General features: G+C 33.4%; 20 protein-coding genes. 6 read left to right on the top strand and 14 right to left on the bottom strand.

The window, feature by feature from the left end:
• Positions 1 to 58: 58 nt before the first annotated feature.
• Complete coding sequence (ald, locus tag AABD74_RS00100) at positions 59 to 1,177, bottom strand: alanine dehydrogenase (protein WP_053474074.1); 1,119 nt, start codon at positions 1,175 to 1,177, stop codon at positions 59 to 61.
• A 200-nt stretch (positions 1,178 to 1,377) separates the two neighbouring features.
• On the opposite strand from ald, the gene AABD74_RS00095 reads away from it, so the two are divergent.
• Positions 1,378 to 1,836 (top strand): Lrp/AsnC family transcriptional regulator, encoded by a 459-nt coding sequence (locus AABD74_RS00095; RefSeq protein WP_053474073.1) that lies wholly within the window; start codon positions 1,378 to 1,380, stop codon positions 1,834 to 1,836.
• A 57-nt stretch (positions 1,837 to 1,893) separates the two neighbouring features.
• Here AABD74_RS00095 and AABD74_RS00090 read toward each other — a convergent pair whose 3' ends face one another.
• Both AABD74_RS00090 and AABD74_RS00085 read right to left on the bottom strand, forming a co-directional pair.
• Complete coding sequence (locus AABD74_RS00090; protein ID WP_406844332.1) at positions 1,894 to 3,342, bottom strand: glyceraldehyde-3-phosphate dehydrogenase; 1,449 nt, start codon at positions 3,340 to 3,342, stop codon at positions 1,894 to 1,896.
• A gap of 212 nt (positions 3,343 to 3,554) precedes the next feature.
• A complete protein-coding gene (locus AABD74_RS00085) occupies positions 3,555 to 4,955 on the bottom strand; it encodes a trypsin-like peptidase domain-containing protein (RefSeq protein WP_232678721.1) in 1,401 nt (466 codons plus the stop codon).
• A 172-nt stretch (positions 4,956 to 5,127) separates the two neighbouring features.
• Between AABD74_RS00085 and dapF the strand changes: the two genes are divergently transcribed.
• From dapF to AABD74_RS00060, 5 genes are all read left to right on the top strand, one after another.
• Positions 5,128 to 5,910 (top strand): diaminopimelate epimerase, encoded by a 783-nt coding sequence (gene dapF / locus AABD74_RS00080; protein ID WP_406844331.1) that lies wholly within the window; start codon positions 5,128 to 5,130, stop codon positions 5,908 to 5,910.
• Between the two features lie 87 nt (positions 5,911 to 5,997).
• Positions 5,998 to 6,531, top strand: coding sequence for a GNAT family N-acetyltransferase (locus AABD74_RS00075; protein ID WP_406844330.1), 534 nt, complete (start codon positions 5,998 to 6,000; stop codon positions 6,529 to 6,531).
• Between the two features lie 10 nt (positions 6,532 to 6,541).
• On the top strand, positions 6,542 to 7,582 hold the full coding sequence (gene mltG, locus AABD74_RS00070) for an endolytic transglycosylase MltG (RefSeq protein ID WP_406844329.1): 1,041 nt from the start codon (positions 6,542 to 6,544) through the stop codon (positions 7,580 to 7,582).
• A gap of 2 nt (positions 7,583 to 7,584) precedes the next feature.
• The gene (locus AABD74_RS00065; protein ID WP_406844328.1) at positions 7,585 to 8,502 is read left to right on the top strand and encodes a DUF2279 domain-containing protein; all 918 of its coding nucleotides are present in this window, start codon (positions 7,585 to 7,587) and stop codon (positions 8,500 to 8,502) included.
• A gap of 99 nt (positions 8,503 to 8,601) precedes the next feature.
• Positions 8,602 to 9,246: a peptidoglycan-binding protein LysM gene (locus AABD74_RS00060; RefSeq protein ID WP_232678731.1), complete on the top strand. Its 645-nt coding sequence runs from the start codon at positions 8,602 to 8,604 to the stop codon at positions 9,244 to 9,246.
• Positions 9,247 to 9,294: 48 nt separating this feature from the next.
• Here AABD74_RS00060 and scpA read toward each other — a convergent pair whose 3' ends face one another.
• From scpA to dnaA, 11 genes are all read right to left on the bottom strand, one after another.
• Positions 9,295 to 11,433, bottom strand: coding sequence for a methylmalonyl-CoA mutase (gene scpA, locus AABD74_RS00055; RefSeq protein WP_406844327.1), 2,139 nt, complete (start codon positions 11,431 to 11,433; stop codon positions 9,295 to 9,297).
• 55 nt (positions 11,434 to 11,488) lie between these two features.
• Positions 11,489 to 11,680 carry a hypothetical protein gene (locus tag AABD74_RS00050; RefSeq protein WP_309839692.1) on the bottom strand — a complete coding sequence of 64 codons (192 nt, stop codon included), beginning with the start codon at positions 11,678 to 11,680 and terminating at the stop codon, positions 11,489 to 11,491.
• A complete protein-coding gene (locus tag AABD74_RS00045) occupies positions 11,680 to 13,047 on the bottom strand; it encodes a methylmalonyl-CoA mutase subunit beta (RefSeq protein ID WP_406844326.1) in 1,368 nt (455 codons plus the stop codon). The genes AABD74_RS00050 and AABD74_RS00045 overlap by 1 nt, the downstream gene beginning before the upstream one ends.
• Positions 13,048 to 13,063: 16 nt before the next feature.
• Positions 13,064 to 13,396: a septum formation initiator family protein gene (locus AABD74_RS00040; protein WP_053474062.1), complete on the bottom strand. Its 333-nt coding sequence runs from the start codon at positions 13,394 to 13,396 to the stop codon at positions 13,064 to 13,066.
• Positions 13,397 to 13,549: 153 nt separating this feature from the next.
• On the bottom strand, positions 13,550 to 14,158 hold the full coding sequence (gene udk / locus AABD74_RS00035; protein WP_056201596.1) for a uridine kinase: 609 nt from the start codon (positions 14,156 to 14,158) through the stop codon (positions 13,550 to 13,552).
• A gap of 275 nt (positions 14,159 to 14,433) precedes the next feature.
• On the bottom strand, positions 14,434 to 15,315 hold the full coding sequence (locus AABD74_RS00030; protein ID WP_053474060.1) for an SDR family oxidoreductase: 882 nt from the start codon (positions 15,313 to 15,315) through the stop codon (positions 14,434 to 14,436).
• Positions 15,316 to 15,389: 74 nt separating this feature from the next.
• A complete protein-coding gene (locus AABD74_RS00025) occupies positions 15,390 to 16,517 on the bottom strand; it encodes a methionine aminotransferase (protein WP_406844325.1) in 1,128 nt (375 codons plus the stop codon).
• A 46-nt stretch (positions 16,518 to 16,563) separates the two neighbouring features.
• Positions 16,564 to 17,355, bottom strand: a complete 792-nt coding sequence (locus AABD74_RS00020; RefSeq protein ID WP_406844324.1) for an energy transducer TonB — start codon at positions 17,353 to 17,355, stop codon at positions 16,564 to 16,566.
• Between the two features lie 21 nt (positions 17,356 to 17,376).
• Positions 17,377 to 18,090, bottom strand: coding sequence for an SAM-dependent methyltransferase (locus AABD74_RS00015; protein ID WP_180859732.1), 714 nt, complete (start codon positions 18,088 to 18,090; stop codon positions 17,377 to 17,379).
• Positions 18,091 to 18,162: 72 nt separating this feature from the next.
• Positions 18,163 to 18,630 (bottom strand): low molecular weight protein-tyrosine-phosphatase, encoded by a 468-nt coding sequence (locus AABD74_RS00010; protein WP_232678748.1) that lies wholly within the window; start codon positions 18,628 to 18,630, stop codon positions 18,163 to 18,165.
• Positions 18,631 to 18,639: 9 nt separating this feature from the next.
• Complete coding sequence (dnaA, locus tag AABD74_RS00005; protein ID WP_011921525.1) at positions 18,640 to 20,067, bottom strand: chromosomal replication initiator protein DnaA; 1,428 nt, start codon at positions 20,065 to 20,067, stop codon at positions 18,640 to 18,642.

The raw sequence follows: 20,067 nt of genomic DNA, 5'->3' as shown, positions 1-20,067 counted from the left end.
TGCATTACGAAAAGCCTTTTTACTTTATTGCTTAGTAAGCACTTATTTAATATTGGCACTATGCGTTTGCCAATACTAATTCTTCATTAAAAGGAAGGTTCCATGCTTCAGCAACTCCTTTGTAAAGGATTTTTCCATTAGCAATATTTAAACCTTTTTTCAATTCTTCGTTTTCTGCACAAGCTTTTTCCCATCCTTTGTTTGCTAATTGTACTGCATAAGGCAAAGTAGCATTAGTCAAAGCTAAAGTAGATGTGTAAGGAACAGCTCCTGGCATATTAGCAACACAATAGTGTACGATATCGTCAATAATAAAAGTTGGGTTTTCGTGAGTTGTTGGTGTACAAGTTTCGATACATCCACCTTGGTCAACTGCAACGTCAACAACAACAGTTCCCGGACGCATTAATTTAAGCATATCACGTGTAATTAAGTGAGGTGCTTTTGCTCCTGGTATTAAAACTGCTCCAACAATTAAGTCAGCATCTTTAATTGCTCTAGTAATATTATAATGATTAGACATTTCTGTATTTACATTTGCTGGCATGATGTCATCTAATTGACGTAAACGTGGCAAACTTAAATCCATAATAGTAACCTGTGCTCCTAAACCAGCAGCCATTTTTGCAGCTTGAGTTCCAACAATTCCTCCACCTAAAACTAATACTTTTGCTGGCGGAACACCTGGAACACCACCTAAAAGAATTCCTCTTCCTTTTAATGGTTTTTCAAGATATTTTGCTCCTTGTTGAATAGCCATACGACCTGCAACTTCAGACATTGGAACTAATAATGGTAAACTGCGGTCTGTTTTTTCAACAGTTTCATAAGCTAAACAAACTGCACCTTTTTCAAGCATTGCGTGAGTTAATGGTTCAGATGATGCAAAGTGAAAATAGGTAAATAACAATTGATCTTTTTTAATTAATGGGTATTCAGATGCAATTGGTTCTTTTACTTTAATAATCATTTCTGCAATTGCATAAACTTCCTCAATAGTTGGTAAAACTACAGCACCAGCTTGCGCATATTCTTCATCAGCAAAGCCGCTTCCTAAACCAGCAGTAGCTTGCACATAAACTGTATGTCCATGTTTTTTCATTTCAGAAACACCAGCAGGAGTTAAAGCAACTCTGTTCTCATTGTTTTTTATCTCTTTTGGAACACCTATTATCATTTGATATATTTTTTTGTTTTTTATTGAATTTGTTTTACAAAGCTACAGAGAGAGAATAAATTATGGTTTACTGATTAATAAATAAGAAAATATTATTTTATTTTTTACTTTTACAGAAAATTATTCTGTTTTGCCCCTTAATTTATTCTTCAAAAAGAAAAAAAAACTAAGAAACACTACTCTAATAAAACGTTTTCGTTATGGCTTTAGATGAAATTGACAAAAAAATACTACGTCTTTTACAGGAAGATGCACACTATACCTTAAAAGATATCGCAAACAAAATAAATTTGTCCTTAACTCCGGTTCACGACCGGGTGAAACGTCTTGAAAAAGATGGGATTATAGAAAAATACGTTACAATTTTAGACAAGAAAAAACTTGGAAATAATTTAACAGTTTACTGTCAGGTTACGCTTACTAAGCAGACTTATGATACTTCTGAAGGATTTAATCAGTCAATTTTAAATTTACCCGAGGTTGTAGAGTGCAATTATGTTTCAGGAAACTTCGATTATATGCTTAAAATTATAATTCCTGATATGGAAAGCTACCATCATTTTCATCAAAAGAAATTATCTGTTTTACCTGAAGTTTCACTTATAAATACTGTATTTGTGATATCAGAAGTAAAGAGCACAACTGTTTTACCTATTTAATAAGAAAACAAAAACCACCAAGTAAACTTGATGGTTTAAGTAAGTAGTTAGATTGAATTAATAATAAGTATAACGTCTTACCTTGGCAATATATTTTGCAAGACGAATAACCTGATGACTATAACCGTATTCATTATCGTACCAAATATAGAGTACAATGTTTTTTCCATCCTTTGAAACAATAGTTGCATTGCTGTCATAAATTGATGGAGCCGAAGTTCCCACAATATCAGATGAAACTAATTCATTATTCAGTGAATATTTAATTTGCTCTACCAGTTCTCCTTCAAGAGCACATTTTTTCATGATTTTATTGATTGCTGTAATCGATGTTGCTTTTTTAACTTCTAAATTTAAAACCACTAATGAACCATTAGGAACAGGAACTCGAATAGCGTTTGAAGTTAATTTTCCTTCTAAAGATGGTAAAGCTTTTGAAACAGCATTTCCTGCACCAGTTTCTGTAATTACCATGTTTAAAGCAGCAGCTCTTCCGCGACGGTATTTTCTATGCATGTTATCAACCAAATTTTGATCGTTGGTATAAGAATGAATAGTTTCTAAATGCCCTTTTACAACTCCTAAAGTGTCTTCAATAACTTTTAAAACAGGCGTAATAGCATTTGTTGTGCAAGATGCTGCAGAGAAAATATTATTCTCATCTGGATTATAGTCATTATGGTTAACTCCATGCACAATATTCGGCACACCTTTTCCCGGAGCAGTCAATAAAACTTTATTAACCCCATTTGAAGTTAAATGTCTTTTTAAAGCTTCTTCGGTTGTAAATGCACCTGTATTATCAATTACTAATGCATCATTAATTTCATATTCGGTATAATCAATCTCTTCTGGAGAATTTGCAGAAATAATATGAACCGTAGTTCCGTTAATTATTAGCGCATTGTTTTTAGCATCTGCAATTACAGAACCTTGAAAATCTCCGTGGATAGAATCATAGCGTAATAAAGAAGCACGTTTCTCTAAAGTTACAGCGTCATTTTTATCTCGGGTCACAATCGCTCTTAAACGCAATTGATTTCCTTTTCCGGTTTTAGACATTAATTCTCTGGCCAATAAGCGTCCGATTCTTCCAAAACCATAAAGAACAACATCTTTGGGCTGAATTTCTTGTGAAGTTTTTGATTTTTTCAATTTTTCGATCACAAAATATCTTGCGTCCGGATATTTCTCATCTTCTAAATGATACTCGTAAGTTAATTTTCCAAGATCTATTTTAGCAGGCGGAAGATCTAAAGACAAAACAACTTTTGCGATTTCTACAGAATCGAAAATGGTGATAGGTTTACCCACAAATTCACCCGCATATTGATGAAGATTGATAATATCGCTGACATTTTTATCCAGTAATTGATTTTTAAATAAAACCATTTCTATGGATTTGTCATACCATAAATCACTTATCACTTTAATTAATTCGACACCAGCTCTTCTTCGGTCGACTTGTAATGATACCTCTTTTTGGTACAAAGAATTTTTGCTCATAATTGATTAAATTGAAATAATAAAACGCTCACTTATTTTATAATTTTGCGCAAAAGTATCTATTTCAATCGATTTCGTAAACTATTTTTGCATTTATTTTTCAAAACAAAAAAAGCCACCTTAATTTTCTTAAGATGGCTTTTTTTAAAGTTTTCAGTCGCAGTCTCAGTTTACAGTTTTAAAGAACTGAATACTGTGAATGTAAACTGAGACTAAATAATAATTCTAAATATCTCTCCGTTTTTATTGATCATTTCAATGCGAACACTTTGTCCTTCGTCTTTTTTATTTAAAAGTTTAGAAACAGTTTCAACGTTTGTTGCTTTTACGTTATCGATGCTCAAAATAATATTTCCCTGCAATTCATTTTGATACTGCATTAAATTCTCATTGGTGATGTTTTTGATTTTTACACCATAATCAATTTTGAATCTCTTTTTATCAGCAGCATCGATATTTTCTAATTCAATTCCTTTAAATTCAGTGCTAAAAAACTCATTTTTGCTTAAAGTAACCGGAACAGTTTTAGTTTTTCCATCTTTAATATAAGTTACTTTTACAACGTCATTTGGGCGTTTTGTGTTGATGTAACCTGAAAGATCAGCAAAAGTAGCAATGTTTTGCTCGTCTAGTTTTACAATAATATCACCTTTTGTAAGACCCGCTTTTTCGGCACCAGAATTTTTAGATACTTTATTAATGTAGAAACCTTGCGTTTCAGTAATTCCTAACTCTTTTGAAGCCGTGCTGTTTAATTCGCCGCCTTCAACACCCAGAATTCCTCTTTGAACATTTCCATATTCCATAATATCCTCAATAATTTTTCGAGCAATATTTGATGGAACAGCAAAAGAATATCCAACATACGATCCTGTCATAGACGAAATCATAGTATTAATACCAATTAATTCGCCTCTTGTATTTACTAATGCACCGCCAGAATTTCCCGGATTTACAGCAGCATCAGTTTGAATAAAAGATTGAATTCCGCTTTGGTCTAAATTTCTGGCTTTCGCCGAAACAATTCCGGCAGTAACTGTTGAAGTTAAATTATACGGATTACCAACTGCCAAAACCCATTCTCCAATTTTTACAGAATCAGAGTTTGCAAAAGCAGTATATGGTAATTTTTCATCAGCACTTATTTTTAATAAGGCAATGTCCATTTTAGAATCTGTACCAATTAATTTTGCTTTGTACGATTTTTTATTGTTCAAAGTAATTTCAATTTCAGAAGCATCTTTAATAACATGATTATTTGTCACGATATACCCATCTTCAGAAATAATAACACCAGATCCGGTTCCTACTTGTTCTTGCTGCTGCTGCCCGCCATAACCGTAGAAAAATTCCATCATAGGATTACTTACCGTTCTTCTCGAAACATTTTTTACGTGAACAACCGTGTGAATTGTTTTATCTGCAGCTTCTGTAAAATCAACTGCTTCACTGGGTAATCCAACGGTTCTTCCGTATGAATTAGGAGCAAGGGTAACAACAGAGTTTCCTTTTCCAAAAAAAGAATCACTGCCGTCAAATAATAACTTGTAAGCACCAAGCGTAGTAGCACCGCTTAGTAGTGAAACTAAAAATAAGGTTGAAAATCTTTTCATATTACAATTTATGTTTTTAAGTTATATAGGTATTTGTTTTAAGATATCTAACGTAAAATTATACCAAAAAATTATTTGAGAAAATGGTTTAACTCTCTTTAACATTGATTAACATTTCATTAATTAATCTTCGTTCTTTCTTTGTACTTTTGTATTTCTTAATGAATAAAAAATGCAAGTAGAATTTTATAAATATCAAGGTACAGGCAACGATTTTGTAATGATCGATAACAGATCTAATTTCTTCCCAAAAGAAGATGTAAAGTTGATTGAACGCTTGTGCGACAGACGTTTCGGGATTGGAGCTGACGGCTTAATTTTGTTAGAAAATGATTCTGAAACTGATTTTAGAATGGTTTACTATAATTCAGACGGAAACCAAAGTTCAATGTGCGGCAATGGCGGCCGCTGTCTGGTGGCTTTTGCAAATCAGTTAGGAGTTATTGATGATAAAACTACTTTTATTGCGACAGATGGTTTACATCATGCATCAGTAGGAAATGATGCAATTGTTTCGCTTCAAATGATTGATGTTGATAAAGTGCAAAAAAACGACTCTTATACTTTTTTAAATACCGGATCTCCGCATCACGTACAGATTGTTGATGATTTAGAACATTATAATGTAAAAGAAAACGGAGCTGCTATTCGTTACGGAGATTTATACGGAGAAAAAGGAAGCAACGTTAATTTTGTAAAAAAAGTAGATGATGGTACTTTCTCTCTCCGCACTTATGAAAGAGGAGTTGAAGACGAAACTTTAGCTTGCGGAACCGGAGCAACAGCAGTTGCAATCGCTATGAATGCAATTGGACAAACAGATAAAACTTCAATTAATTTAAATGTTGAAGGAGGAAAATTGGTGGTTTCTTTCGATAAATTAGGAGATCATTTTACAAATGTTTTCCTAACCGGACCTGCAAAATTTGTTTTTAAAGGAACTATAGAAATTTAAAATTCCAAATTTAAAAAACACAAATTCCAAATCCAAAAATTGACAATCAGCAATCTAAAATCAACAATCTAAAATCTGCAATCTAAAATGATCACACTCAAAGGCGAAACCATTTATCTGCGTGCACTAGAACCTGAAGACTTAGGGTTTGTGCATTCGATGGAAAATGATCAAAGCATTTGGGAAGTCAGTAATACCAATACACCTTATAGCCGGTTTTTAATTCGTCAATATCTTGAAAATGCACAACAGGATATTTATGAAGCCAAACAATTACGCTTAGCAATTTGTCAGGACGAAGATTTTCCGGCGATTGGATTGATCGATTTATTTGAATTTGATCCAAGAAATAACAGAGCGGGAATAGGTATTGTTATTCAGAAGAAGGAAAACAGAGGACAAAATATTGGTTCTGAGGCACTAGAACTTTTAATAAAATACTCTTTTTTTAATTTAAATCTGCATCAGCTTTATGCAAATATTAGTGTAAATAATGAAGCAAGTATAGCTCTTTTTACTAAATTTGGTTTTGAGAAAATAGGAATTAAAAAAGACTGGATTTTGCTAAATAACCACTATCAAGATGAAGCAATCTTTCAGTTAATCAATAAAAACATTTAAACTAATAGCTTTGAAATTAAAAAAAATAATCACACTAGCTGCCGTAGCCGTAATTTCTGTTTTACTGATTTACGGTTTTATTTTAATCAGCCAAATTTTTAGTGCCAATACAAAATTTGAAGAAAAAGAAGTTTACGTTTACGTTCCAACCGGAGCAAATTATACTGATGTAAAAAAAATATTAGAACCATATATCAAAAACTTTGACAATTTTGAACTGGTTGCCAGCAAAAGAAGTTATCCTGAAAATGTAAAATCAGGACGTTTTCTTTTGAAAAAAGACATGAATAACATTGACTTAGTTCGTGCAATGCGTTCAAATGTTCCCGTTAAATTAGCTTTTAACAATCAGGAACGCCTGGAGAATTTTGCAGGAAGAGTTGGGTCAGAAATTGAAGCGGATAGTATATCATTAATGAAAGCTTTTAAAGATCCTGAATTTTTAGCTGCAAACGGATTTAACGAAGAAAATGTTTTTGCTATGTTTATTCCAAATACATACGAAGTATATTGGAATACATCTGCAGAAAAATTCCGCGATAAAATGATCAAGGAATACCATAAATTCTGGACTCCGGAAAGAATTGAAGAAGCAAAAAAACAAGGTTTAACACCAGTTCAGGTTTCTATATTAGCGTCAATCGTTCACAAAGAATCAGTTAAAAAAGACGAAAGACCTCGTATTGCAGGAGTTTATTTAAACCGTCTTCGTTTAGAAATGCCATTGCAGGCTGATCCAACTGTAATTTATGCCTTAAAATTAAGAGACAATAATTTTGATCAGGTTATAAAACGAGTTTTTTATAATGATTTGATTATGAAATCTCCATACAATACTTACGTTAATATCGGCCTTCCTCCGGGACCAATTGCTATGGCAGATATTACAGCTCTTGAAGCAGTTTTAAATCCGGAGAAAAACGATTACATTTATTTTTGTGCAAGCGTTGATCGTTTTGGTTACCATGAATTTGCTTCAAATTATGCAGAGCACACAAAAAATGCAAAAAAATATTCAGACTGGATTGCTAGTCAAGGCGTAACAAGATAGTTTTGAATTTAAAAGAATACCTTTTTTTACCGGTTTTACTTATACTAAGCTTTCAATCTTTTTCTCAAAATAAGGTTGAAAGCTTTTTAGCTCCATCAGATACTTTAAATAAGAAAAGGCAAACTACTGTAATTGTAACAGAAACCGCTTTGGCCTCGGCTACTTTATTGGGTTTAAATCAAATTTGGTATGCCGATTATCCAAGATCAAAGTTTCATTTTATAAATGATAACAGCGAATGGCTCCAAATGGATAAAGTGGGGCATATGTATTCTGCTTATCATTTAGGAAGATTTGGTGCTGAAATGCTAAACTGGAGCGGTGCGGATCAAAAAAAACAATTGATTTATGGGGCAGGTTTAGGCTTTGCCTTTTTAACTGCAGTTGAAGTTTTAGACGGGTATTCATCACAATGGGGAGCTTCTCCGGGCGATATTATTGCTAACGCTACCGGAACAGGTTTGTATGTTTCCCAAGAATTATTGTGGAAAGAACAGCGTATCATTCCAAAATTTTCATTTCATACAACGCAATATGCAAGTATGCGCCCGAATCTTTTAGGGAAATCATTAAATGAGCAGATTTTAAAAGATTATAACGGACAAACTTATTGGCTTTCTGTCAATCTTCATTCTTTTGCAAAAGAGAGCAAAATTCCAAAGTGGCTGAATGTTGCTTTTGGATATGGTGCAGAAGGAATGATTTCCGGAAATGTTCAGGATGATATTCCAATTTCGGTCGAAAACCCTGAAAGATATCGTCAGTTTTTTCTTTCATTTGACGTGAATTTAGCTAAAATTGACACAAAATCGCATTTTTTGAAAACTATTTTTTCTGTTTTTAACACGATAAAAATTCCGGCACCAACTCTCGAATACTCCGCCAATAAAGGCTTTAAAGCACATGCACTCTATTTTTAATTTCTGTTAAACTGCTGAATATCAGATTTTTTTGTTTTTCATTACCTTTGCACCGTAGAAATTTCAAAAAGGTGACAGCGTTTTGAAGAAAAACAATTTATGATAAAGAAGTGGTATTTTTATGCGAGTTTAATCGTTATTATTACATTTTTAAGTTTGGGTTTTAAACCCTTTAGTATCGAAACCAAACCGTGGTTTCTAACAGAAAAAACAGATGGATCAGAATATATTTTTCCATCTTTAGAAAAGGATGATTATCCTAAAGTAAATCTAAACGTCCCATATACTGGAAATCATCTTATCGGTTTTAAAGAAGCAGTAGCTTTCAAAGAATCACAGGGAAAATACCGAATGGTAAATTCACTGGGTTACATGGGAAAATATCAATTTGGTTCAAAAGCATTACGCGCCATTGGAGTCAGAAATGAAAAAGACTTCTTAACAGATCCGGCATTACAGGAAAAAGCTTTTGTCGCGTTATTATCCAAAAACAAATGGATTTTACGTAATGAAATTGAAAAGTACGAAGGAAAAGTGATTAATGGTGTCGAAATTACAGAATCTGGTATTTTAGCAGCTGCACATCTAGGAGGTGCAGGATCAGTAAAAAACTTTTTTAAACATGGGGGAAACAGGCATTTTAGAGATGCTTTCGGAACTTCTTTAAAAAGTTATATGCGAGATTTTGCCGGCTATGATCTTTCTTTTATTGAAGCAGACAGTAATGCGACAATAAACGATTAAAAACAAAAAAAATCCCGAATGTTAATTCGGGATTTTTTTTGAATATTCTTAGTCAATTAAGATTTCTAAAATTTTAATAGCCGCTTCACTTATTTTAGTTCCTGGCCCAAATACAGCTGCTGCGCCTGCATCAAATAAAAATTGATAGTCCTGAGCAGGAATTACACCGCCAACAATTACCATAATATCTTCACGATCATGTTTTTTAAGCTCTTCGATAACTTGCGGAACCAATGTTTTATGACCCGCAGCAAGTGATGAAACACCTAAAATATGAACATCATTTTCTACAGCTTGTTTTGCCGCTTCGGCCGGAGTTTGAAATAACGGACCTATATCCACATCAAAACCCACATCCGCATAACCGGTTGCCACTACTTTTGCACCGCGATCATGACCGTCTTGTCCCATTTTGGCAATCATAATCCTTGGGCGCCTTCCTTCTTGTTTTGCAAAAGCATCTGCTAATTGTTTTGCTTTTTCAAAATTCTCGTCGTTTTTTATTGCTGCACTATACACACCGCTAAATGATTTAATTTGCGCTTTAAATCTTCCGAAAATAGTTTCAAGGGCATCACTTATTTCGCCTAAAGTTGCTCTGTTTCTGGCAGCTTCAACAGCCATTTCTAATAAGTTTCCTTCTCCGGTTTTAGCACAATGAATTAATTTTTCCAGTGATTGATTTACTTTTTCAGTATCTCTTTTTGCTTTAATATTTTCAAGCTGCTCTATTTGCTGTTTACGAACCATTTGGTTGTCAACATCTAAAATATGCAGCGGATCTTCTTTTTCTAATCTAAATTTATTGACACCAACAATAATGTCTTGTCCGCTGTCAATTCTCGCTTGCTTTCTTGCAGCCGCTTCTTCAATTCGAAGTTTTGGGATTCCGGCTTCAATTGCTTTAGTCATTCCGCCCAATTCTTCAACCTCTTCAATTAATTTCCAGGTACTTTCTAAAATCTCATTCGTTAAAGATTCTACGTAATAACTTCCGCCCCAAGGGTCAACGGTTTTGGTAATTTTCGTTTCTTCCTGTAAATAAATCTGTGTATTTCGTGCAATTCTCGCCGAAAAGTCAGTTGGCAAAGCAATAGCTTCATCGAGTGCGTTGGTATGCAAAGACTGTGTTCCGCCAAAGGCTGCTGCCGTAGCTTCAATACAAGTTCTGGCTACATTGTTAAAAGGATCTTGTTCTGTTAAACTCCATCCGCTGGTTTGGCAATGCGTTCTTAATGCTAATGATTTATCGCTTTTCGGGTTAAACTGCTGTAATAGTTTTGCCCAAATCATTCGGCCGGCTCTCATTTTTGCAATTTCCATAAAATGATTCATTCCAATTGCCCAAAAGAAAGATAGGCGTGGAGCAAATTCATCAATAGTCATTCCAGTCGATAATCCAGTTCGAATATATTCTAAACCATCTGCTAAAGTATAAGCTAATTCAATATCAGCAGTTGCTCCGGCTTCCTGCATATGATATCCTGAAATTGAGATAGAATTGAATTTTGGCATTTTTTTGCTTGTAAATTCAAATATATCGGCAATAATTTTCATTGAAGGCGTTGGCGGATAAATATAAGTATTGCGCACCATGAATTCCTTCAAAATATCATTTTGAATAGTTCCCGAAAGCTTGTTCAATTCAACACCTTGTTCTTCGGCAGCCACAATATAAAATGCCATAATTGGCAAAACGGCACCGTTCATAGTCATGGATACCGACATTTCATCAAGCGGAATCTGATCGAATAATACTTTCATATCTTCGACAGAATCGATTGCAACTCCAGCTTTCCCTACATCTCCAACAACTCTTTCATGATCTGAGTCGTAACCGCGATGTGTTGGTAAATCAAAAGCTATTGAAAGCCCTTTTTGACCTGCAGCAAGATTTCGTCTGTAAAAAGCATTACTTTCTTCTGCTGTCGAAAATCCGGCATACTGGCGAATCGTCCACGGACGACGAACGTACATCGTAGCGTAAGGTCCGCGTAAATTGGGTGTAAAACCAGCTCCGAAATCCAGAAACTCTAAATCCTCTATATCTTTTTCAGAATAGCTTTTTTTAAGTTCAATTCCTTCGGCTGTGGTGAAGTTATGAGTTATGGGTTTTGAGTTATGAGTTTGTTCATTTAACTCATGACTTTTAACTTCTAACTTTATATGTTTAAGGTCTTTTCTCAATTTTAAAATTATTTCTTAGAATAGGTTCAATTCGCTTTCAATTTCTTTTATGGTCTTAATTTTCTTTTCGTTTTATATACTTAGTTAAATAAAGAAAAATTGCAAATACTAAAGCAAAAATTAATGGCAGAACTCTCATTTCTGTTTTTATATTATGACTTGATGCACCTATGATTAGCCACATAAAAAGAGATAATAAAATTAAAATCACCAAAATAATTCTTGTAATAATTTTAAGTGTTTTCATTATTTTTCTTCAGATTCTAAACGTTCTTGTTCCAATTTCTCAGCTAATCTTTTTTCTATAATTGGTGTAATTAATGTTTTTCTAGGTTTTATTTTTACAAAAGGAAACAATTCTAAATCATGTTTCATTCTGTCTTCTTTGTTAGGATATTTATTGGTTCCTAATAAAACTTCTTTTTTAGAATCGAATAATTCCTGTTCTTTAGTGGCACTTTCCTGAATTTTCTTTTTGATCGTTCCGTCGTTCAAAAGTTTCAGGAAACCTCCGTCAGCTTCAATATCTTTAAATAAGTTTAAACTCTTTTCTGCCAATTGCATCGTTAAACTTTCAATATAATAACTTCCGTCGGCTGGATTATCGACTTTGTCAAAATAACTTTCATGTTTTAAAACTAAAAGCTGATTTCGGGCAATTCGATCACCAAACTCATTGTCTTTATGATATAAAGCATCATAAGGTAAATTAGCAACAGCATCGGCTCCGCCTAAAATTGCCGACATACATTCGGTTGTGGTACGAAGCATATTGACATTATAATCGTAAATGGTTTTATTCCGTTTGGTTGGAGTAACTAAAAAATGACAGTCTATTTCAGGATTGTATTCTGCAGCAATTAATTTGAAAAGCATTCGCAAGGCACGGAGTTTTGCAATTTCAAAAAAGTAATTAGTTCCAACAGCTATTTCAAAAACAATAGGTTTTGTTGAAGTTGGAAAACGGTTTAAATATTCATTGGCATGCGCTAAACTGTAGGCAATTTGCTGTGTGATATTTGCTCCTGAATTTTGATACAAACCCAAATCTACACTTAGAAATGGCAGATTAGTTTGGTTTGAAATTTTTTCAAGTGTTTCAAAATTATTTTTATCCGATGTTGTAAACCAGTTTCCGTCGCGGGCTAATTGTCCAATTGGATCAAGATTGCAATAAAAAGCTGCATTTTTTTGTGCAGCAATAGCGTCCAGTTTTTTTACGAAATCGATTGAGAGAAAATTCAAATGAAAATAAATGGTTCTATTTTCTAAAGGAAGATTTTCTAATAATTTTTGAATGTCGGTATTTTCGTTTTGAATCGTAAAACGTAAACTTTCGGCACCTCTTTCAATCGTATTTATGGCTCTGTTGATAGATTTTTCAACGTCGTGAACAAATATGTTTTGACAGATTTTAAACTCTGATGCCTGAGTATGAACAGCAGCACTTTTGGTAAATTCGTCGCTGTGATAAAAAGGTTTTACCTGAATATCTTCTGGAGAATTCCAAATTACGGTTTGGTTATAATCGGCTCCATCTAATTCAAACTGAATTTTTTGTTTCCATTGTTTGGATGAAATCGGATTAAAATCGTCGAATAGGTTAGTGGCCATTTAGTGTTTTTTGTGTTTATTCTTTATCTTGAATGGTATCTCCTTCAAACTGGATGATGTAAATATCTTCGCTGTCTTTTTTCATAAAGTACTTTTCGCGAGCATATTTTTCTATTTGTTCAGGATTTTTAAGTTGTTTGATCTGTTCCTGATCTTTTTTTATTTCTTCCTGATAATATTTTTTATTGTCCTGTAATTCATTGATCTGTCCGTCTAAAAAGCGATGATCAAAATAGGAGTAGTTGTCTAAAAATAACATCCAGATTACAAAAAACAGCAAAACCCAGACATATTTATTGCCTAGATATTTGAACCACTTTTTGTCTTTATATGGATTTTTTATTTTCATTTTTTTATAAACCTATTATTTCTTTTGAATTCGATTGGTCTTTTTAGCCCCGATAGTAGTGAAAATCCTTTTGTGCCGGGGTTCGGCACAAAAGATTGAAACGTATAGCGGGAATCAGCTCCTAATTATTATGGTTTAAATTTACGATAAAAATTATGAAATTCTCTGATTAATTACAGCGCGAACTACATCAATTGCTACAGTATTGTATTTATCATTTGGGATAATAATATCTGCAAATGCTTTTGATGGTTCGATAAATTGCTCATGCATAGGTTTTAACGTGTTTTGATAACGGTTTAAAACCTCGTCGATATCACGTCCGCGTTCTGAAATATCTCTTTTTAAACGACGAATTAATCTTTCATCTGAATCTGCATGAACGAAAATTTTGATATCAAAAAGTTCACGTAATTCCGGATTTGTCAAAATTAAAATGCCTTCAACAATCATTACTTTTCTTGGATGTGTTGAAACCGTATCGTCAGTTCTGTTATGCTGAATAAAAGAATAAACTGGCTGATCGATAGTTTCTCCCGCTTTTAAAGCTTTGAGATGTCTTACCAATAATTCAAAATCGATTGCACGCGGATGATCAAAATTAATTAATGCTCTTTCGTCAAATGATAAATTATCGGTTTGTTTATAGTACGAATCCTGAGAAATTACACCCACTTCAGTGTCTGGTAATTCGTTCATGATTTGATGTACTACCGTTGTTTTTCCACTTCCTGTTCCTCCTGCAAGTCCAATAATGAGCATAAAATTTTTGTTTGATATTTGTTTGGCAAAAATAATAATTTAACTGAATTGCTAAACATATTATGTAATTTAACCATATAAGTAATGTAAGTAAATTTAAGCAGCAAAATATTTAAGTAAAACAATACTTAACTGAACTTATATTACTTATATGGTTAAAAGATTGTTACTTATTTGGTGAAAAACATAAAAAAAATCCCGAAAGTAAACCTTCGGGATTTGGTGCAATCAGTATAGTTTTAATAAAATATTCTGAATTTAGTAAGCACTTGTAATTATTTGTTCTTCTTTGCTTTAATCATCATTTCAAGCTGATCCCAAAGTTCTTCGGGAATTGCTTCTAATAAATTGAATTGTCCGGCACCTTTTAACCATTCACCGCCGTCAATCGTAATGACATCACCATTTACATAAGCAGAGAAATCAGACACTAAATAAGCTGCTAAATTGGCTAATTCCTGATGATCTCCAACACGTTTCAAAGGCACTTTTTTTGCCATGTCGAACTTTTCTGAAAGATCTCCCGGCAATAATCTGTCCCATGCACCTTTAGTAGGGAATGGTCCCGGAGCAATCGCATTAGAACGAATTCCGTATTTTGCCCATTCTACAGCAAGACTTCTTGTCATGGCTAAAACTCCAGCTTTTGCAGTCGCACTTGGCACCACATAAGCAGAACCTGTCCAGGCATAAGTTGTTACAATATTTAAAATCGTTGCCGATGTTTGCTTGGTATCAATCCAGTGTTTTCCAAAGGCAAGCGTACAGTTTTTTGAACCTTTAAGTACGATATCTATAACAGTATCAAATGCATTTGCAGATAAACGTTCAGTTGGAGAAATAAAATTTCCGGCTGCATTGTTCAAAAGAACATCTACTTTTCCAAAAACTTTTAAAGTTTCCTGAAGCATATTTTCTACTTCTTCATAATGACGAACGTCACATTGAAGCGGTAAACATTTTCCGCCAGTTTCACTTTCAAGTTCTGCTGCAGTGGTTTTCAGCTTTTCTAAATCTCTTGAAGTTATCGCAACTTGTGCGCCTAATTCAAGAAAATATTTAGTCATTGCTTTTCCTAGACCGCTTCCGCCGCCTGTAACTACAATGACTTTTCCTTTTAAAGCGTCGTCACGTAACATTTTATCTGTATAGCTCATACTTTTCTTTTTTTACAATATTAATTAAAAAAATAGGATGCGCGCATAATATTGTTATAAAATTTTGATAAACTTTATATATCACATAGTTTTTTTGCGGCAGATTCTAAAGTAAAATCGTCTTTAGCGAAGCAAAAACGTATTAATTTTTGATCTTTATGATCGGAGTAAAAAGTTGAAATAGGAATTGCAGCAACTCCGTGATTGATGATTAGATTTTTGCAGAATGTTACATCATCTTCATCTGAAATACTGGCGTAAGAAGCAACCTGAAAATAAGTTCCTTCGCAAGGTTTCAATTCAAATCGACTGTTTTGAAGCAGTTTTTGAAAATAATCTCTTTTTTCCTGATAGAATTTTCCAAGTAAATTTACATCAACAACATCTAAATATTCGCTGATCGCAAATTGTGAAATACTGTTTACGCTGAAAACCAAAAACTGATGTACTTTTTTGATTTCCTTCATTAAATATTCGGGAGCAATTGTGTAACCAATTTTCCAGCCTGTAATATGAAATGATTTTCCGAAAGAGGAAACCATAATGCAGCGATCTAAAAGAAAGTTTTTGGTATGTGCCGAAATATGTTTTTCTTCAAAAGTAATGTATTCATAAACTTCATCAGATAAAACTAATAAGTCTGGATATTTTGAAAGTATTTTTTCTAATTGAAGAAAATCGGTTTCATTTAATATTTTTCCAGTTGGATTATGCGGATTATTGATGATAATCATTCGGCTTTTCTCCGAACAAGCTTTTTCGATTGTCTCCCAATTTGGCGTATAATCGTCATTTAAAGCTACACGAACAGGTTTTGCTTTGCAAAGTAAAACAGGAGATTCATAAGAATCATAACTTGGATCGAGAATAATTACTTCGTCGTTTTCTTTTACCAAAGCTAAAATAGTAGTAAAAATCCCTTGCGTTGCGCCCGCTGTAACCAAAAGTTCTAAATCAGGATTGATTGTTCTACTATAAGATTCCTGAATTAACTTCGCAATTTTATTCATCAATGGCGGATAACCTGCCATCGGTGTATATTGATGTACATTTTCCTTTGCTAATCTTGCAACAATATCAGTCAATCGTTCATCAACAGGAAAATTTGGAAATCCTTGAGAAAGATTTATTGCATTATATTCGACTGCCATTTTTGACATTACCGTAAAAATGCTTGTAGTTACGTTTGGGAGTTTACTCATGTTGAAGTTTGATTAGGGGAAAACTTGTGTGAGAAAGCAGACGATATTAATTTACAATTATTGGTATAGAGTATAAAACTCTAACAACCTTATCATTTTGTTTTCCAGGTGTCCATTTCGGAGATTTTTTTAACACTCTAATAGCTTCTGTACCCGTTCCATATCCAAGGTCTCTTAAAATTTTTATATCACTTAAAGACCCATCTTTTTCGATAATAAAAGTGGCATAAACCTTTCCTTTTAGATCTTTTTGTGGATTTTTATAATTGTCTTTTAAGTATTTATTTAAAGCTTCTTCTCCTCCTGGGAATTCAGGTCTTACTTCTATACCTGCGGTGTTGTAAACTTGATTTTCTTCTTCAATAACAGGAATAACTGAACTATTTTGAGGAAAGTTATTCAATTTGGCTGCGCTTGGTGGTTCATTGCCTGTTACATTTATAGGAAATGAATATTGCCATCTTACAGGTTTGCCATCTTTCTTTGCTGGAATCCATTTTGGAGACAATTTAAGAATTCTTATAGCTTCTTCTCCAGTACCATATCCAATATCTCTCAAAACTTTTATGTTACTTAATGTTCCATCTTTCTCAACCATGAAAGTAACATAAACTTTACCTTTTAAGTTGCTTACGTTAGGCATCTTATAATTTTTCTTAAGAAAATCATTGTGTAAAGCTTCCGGTCCTCCAGGAAATTCAGGTGTAGTATCTACGGTAGGAATTTCTTCAGATTTATTAATTACTGCATCAGGATCTACTTTGATTATTGGTTCTTTATATTGTGAAAACGTATTTTGAACGTAACAAATCAAAATCAGGATTAGAAACTTTTTCATTATGATGGTTTTAAAGTTAGTTTACATTTTATGAATAATAAAAATCGTCGGTCGATTATGTAAATCTACTTTTAATTTTTTCCAATCCGAAATTTTCATTGTTTTAATGAATTCTGTTGGCAGCGTAATATCAGTTGCAATACATAAATGTGTTGAAGGATTTACAATTTGCAGAATATCTTCAACTAATTTATTGTTTCTGTAAGGTGTTTCAATAAAAATCTGCGATTGATTTTTATCGTGAGATAATTTCTCAAAATGCCTCAATGCCGATTTTTTCTCGTCTTTATCAATTGGTAAATAACCGTTGAAAGTAAAACTCTGACCATTCATTCCAGAAGCCATCATAGCTAATAGGATAGAAGAAGGACCAACTAAAGGTACAACCTGAATTCCTTTTTCATGTGCCAGTTTTACAATCACAGCGCCGGGGTCAGCAACGCCCGGACATCCGGCTTCGCTCATTAATCCCATGTTTTTTCCTTCTAATAAAGGCTTTATAAAATCTAAATGTTCGCTTGGTTCTGTTCTTTTATTTAGTGTAAAAAGTACCAATTCTGATTGTTTTTTTTCAGGATAAACTGCTTTTATAGATTTTCTGGCTGTTTTGTCATTCTCAACAATATAGTGGTCGATAAGTTCTATTGCTCTTCTTACGGTTTGTGGTAAAACATCCATCGGATCGCTTTCGCCCATTGTGGTTGGAATTAAGTATAGTTTTCCGAGAAGTTTCATTTTGTGATATTTTATAAATTAAAACAAAAATGTATTTCAATTCTATAAACAGCAATTGAAATACAAATTTAATTATGAATGTTTTTCGATAAGTTTTTGGGCAATAATTTCAGAGACTTCATCCAGCATTTGATATACATTATCAAATCCGTTAACTGCTCCGTAATAAGGATCGGGAACATCTACATTTTCGTCTGGAAATAATTCGTTTAAAATAAGACGAACTTTGTTTTTATGTTCAGGAGTTTTAGCAAGATGAAGAACGTCACGCAAATTAGAGCTGTCCATAACGTAGATATAATCGAATTCGTCAAAATCTGAAGTTTTAAATTGTCTTCCTTTTTGACCGTCAATGCATAAACCGTTTTTTTGAGCAACAGCAATCGAACGTTTGTCTGGAGCGTGACCAATATGCCATGATCCTGTTCCGGCAGAATCAACAATAAATTTATCTTTAGGTAATTTTGATGCTAAAATTCCTTCTGCTAAAGGAGATCTGCAGATATTTCCTAAACAAACCATTAAAACTTTTACTGGCATGATTCGCGTTTATAGCGTTAGTTTTTTGTTGATGTCTTCGACAAATTTCTTGAATTGTTTGTCTGTAGAAACTAAATTATCAACAGTTTTACAAGCATGTAAAACGGTAGCGTGATCCCGGTCTCCAATCTGTGAACCAATGTTTGCCAAAGAAGCTTTCGTGAATTTCTTTGCAAAAAACATAGCCAATTGTCTAGCCTGAACAACGTGTCTTTTTCTAGTTTTAGATTGAAGTGTTTCAATATCCAGCTGAAAATAATCAGACACAATTTTTTGGATATAATCGATAGAGATTTCTCTTTTTACGTTTTTAACAAATTTTTCAACTACGCTTTTCGCCAATTCAATCGTAACTTCTTTTTTGTTGAAAGAAGACTGGGCGATTAATGAAATAATGGCACCTTCTAGTTCTCTTACGTTAGATTTGATATTCCGTGCTACATATTCTAAAATATCTTCCGGCATATCAACACCATCACGATATAAAATGTTTTTTAAGATCGAGATACGGGTTTCATAATCAGGCTGGTGCAATTCTGCAGACAATCCCCATTTAAAACGAGATAACAAACGCTGCTCAATATCCTGCATATCTACAGGAGCTTTGTCAGAAGTTAAAATTACCTGTTTTCCGTTTTGGTGCAAATAGTTGAAAATGTGGAAAAATACGTCCTGAGTTCCTGATTTTCCAGATAAAAACTGAACATCATCAATAATCAAAACATCGATTAATTGGTAAAAGTGAATGAAATCGTTACGATTGTTCTTTTTAACCGAATCAATATATTGTTGTGTGAAAATTTCGGCAGAAATATATAAAACCGTTTTTTCAGGATATTTGTCTTTTACTTCAACCCCAATAGCATGCGCTAAGTGTGTTTTTCCTAATCCAACTCCTCCAAAAATCAATAACGGATTAAATGAAGTTCCTCCAGGCTTATTGGCAACCGCCATACCTGCAGACCGTGCTAAACGGTTTGAGTCTCCTTCAAGGAAATTATCAAAGCTGTAATTAGGATTTAACTGAGATTCAATTTTTAAATTTCTGATACCGGGAATTACAAACGGATTCTTAAGTTCAGGATTTAAATTTTTAAACGGAGCGTCAACTTCCTGCGGTTTCATAGGAACTCTGTTAGAACTTGGCAGCTGCTCGGTAAACGGCTGTTTATTTCCATAAGTGTTCTCCATTTTAATTTTATAGAGTAACTTTGCGTTTTTTCCCAGTTCTTTGGTAAGCGCAACTTTCAATAATTTTACGTAATGCTCTTCGAGCCATTCGTAGAAAAATTTACTTGGTACTTGAATATATAACGCGTTGTCGGTTAGCTCAACTGATTTGATTGGTTCAAACCAAGTTTTGTATGCTTGATCTTGAATATTGTCCTTTATAAAAGACAAACAGTTTTCCCATACCGATTGAGCAGTTTTAGTCAT

This window comes from Flavobacterium soyae (genome assembly GCF_045348165.1).
Lineage (GTDB): Bacteria > Bacteroidota > Bacteroidia > Flavobacteriales > Flavobacteriaceae > Flavobacterium > Flavobacterium soyae.
This window is presented reverse-complemented; position numbering and strand designations above follow the sequence as displayed.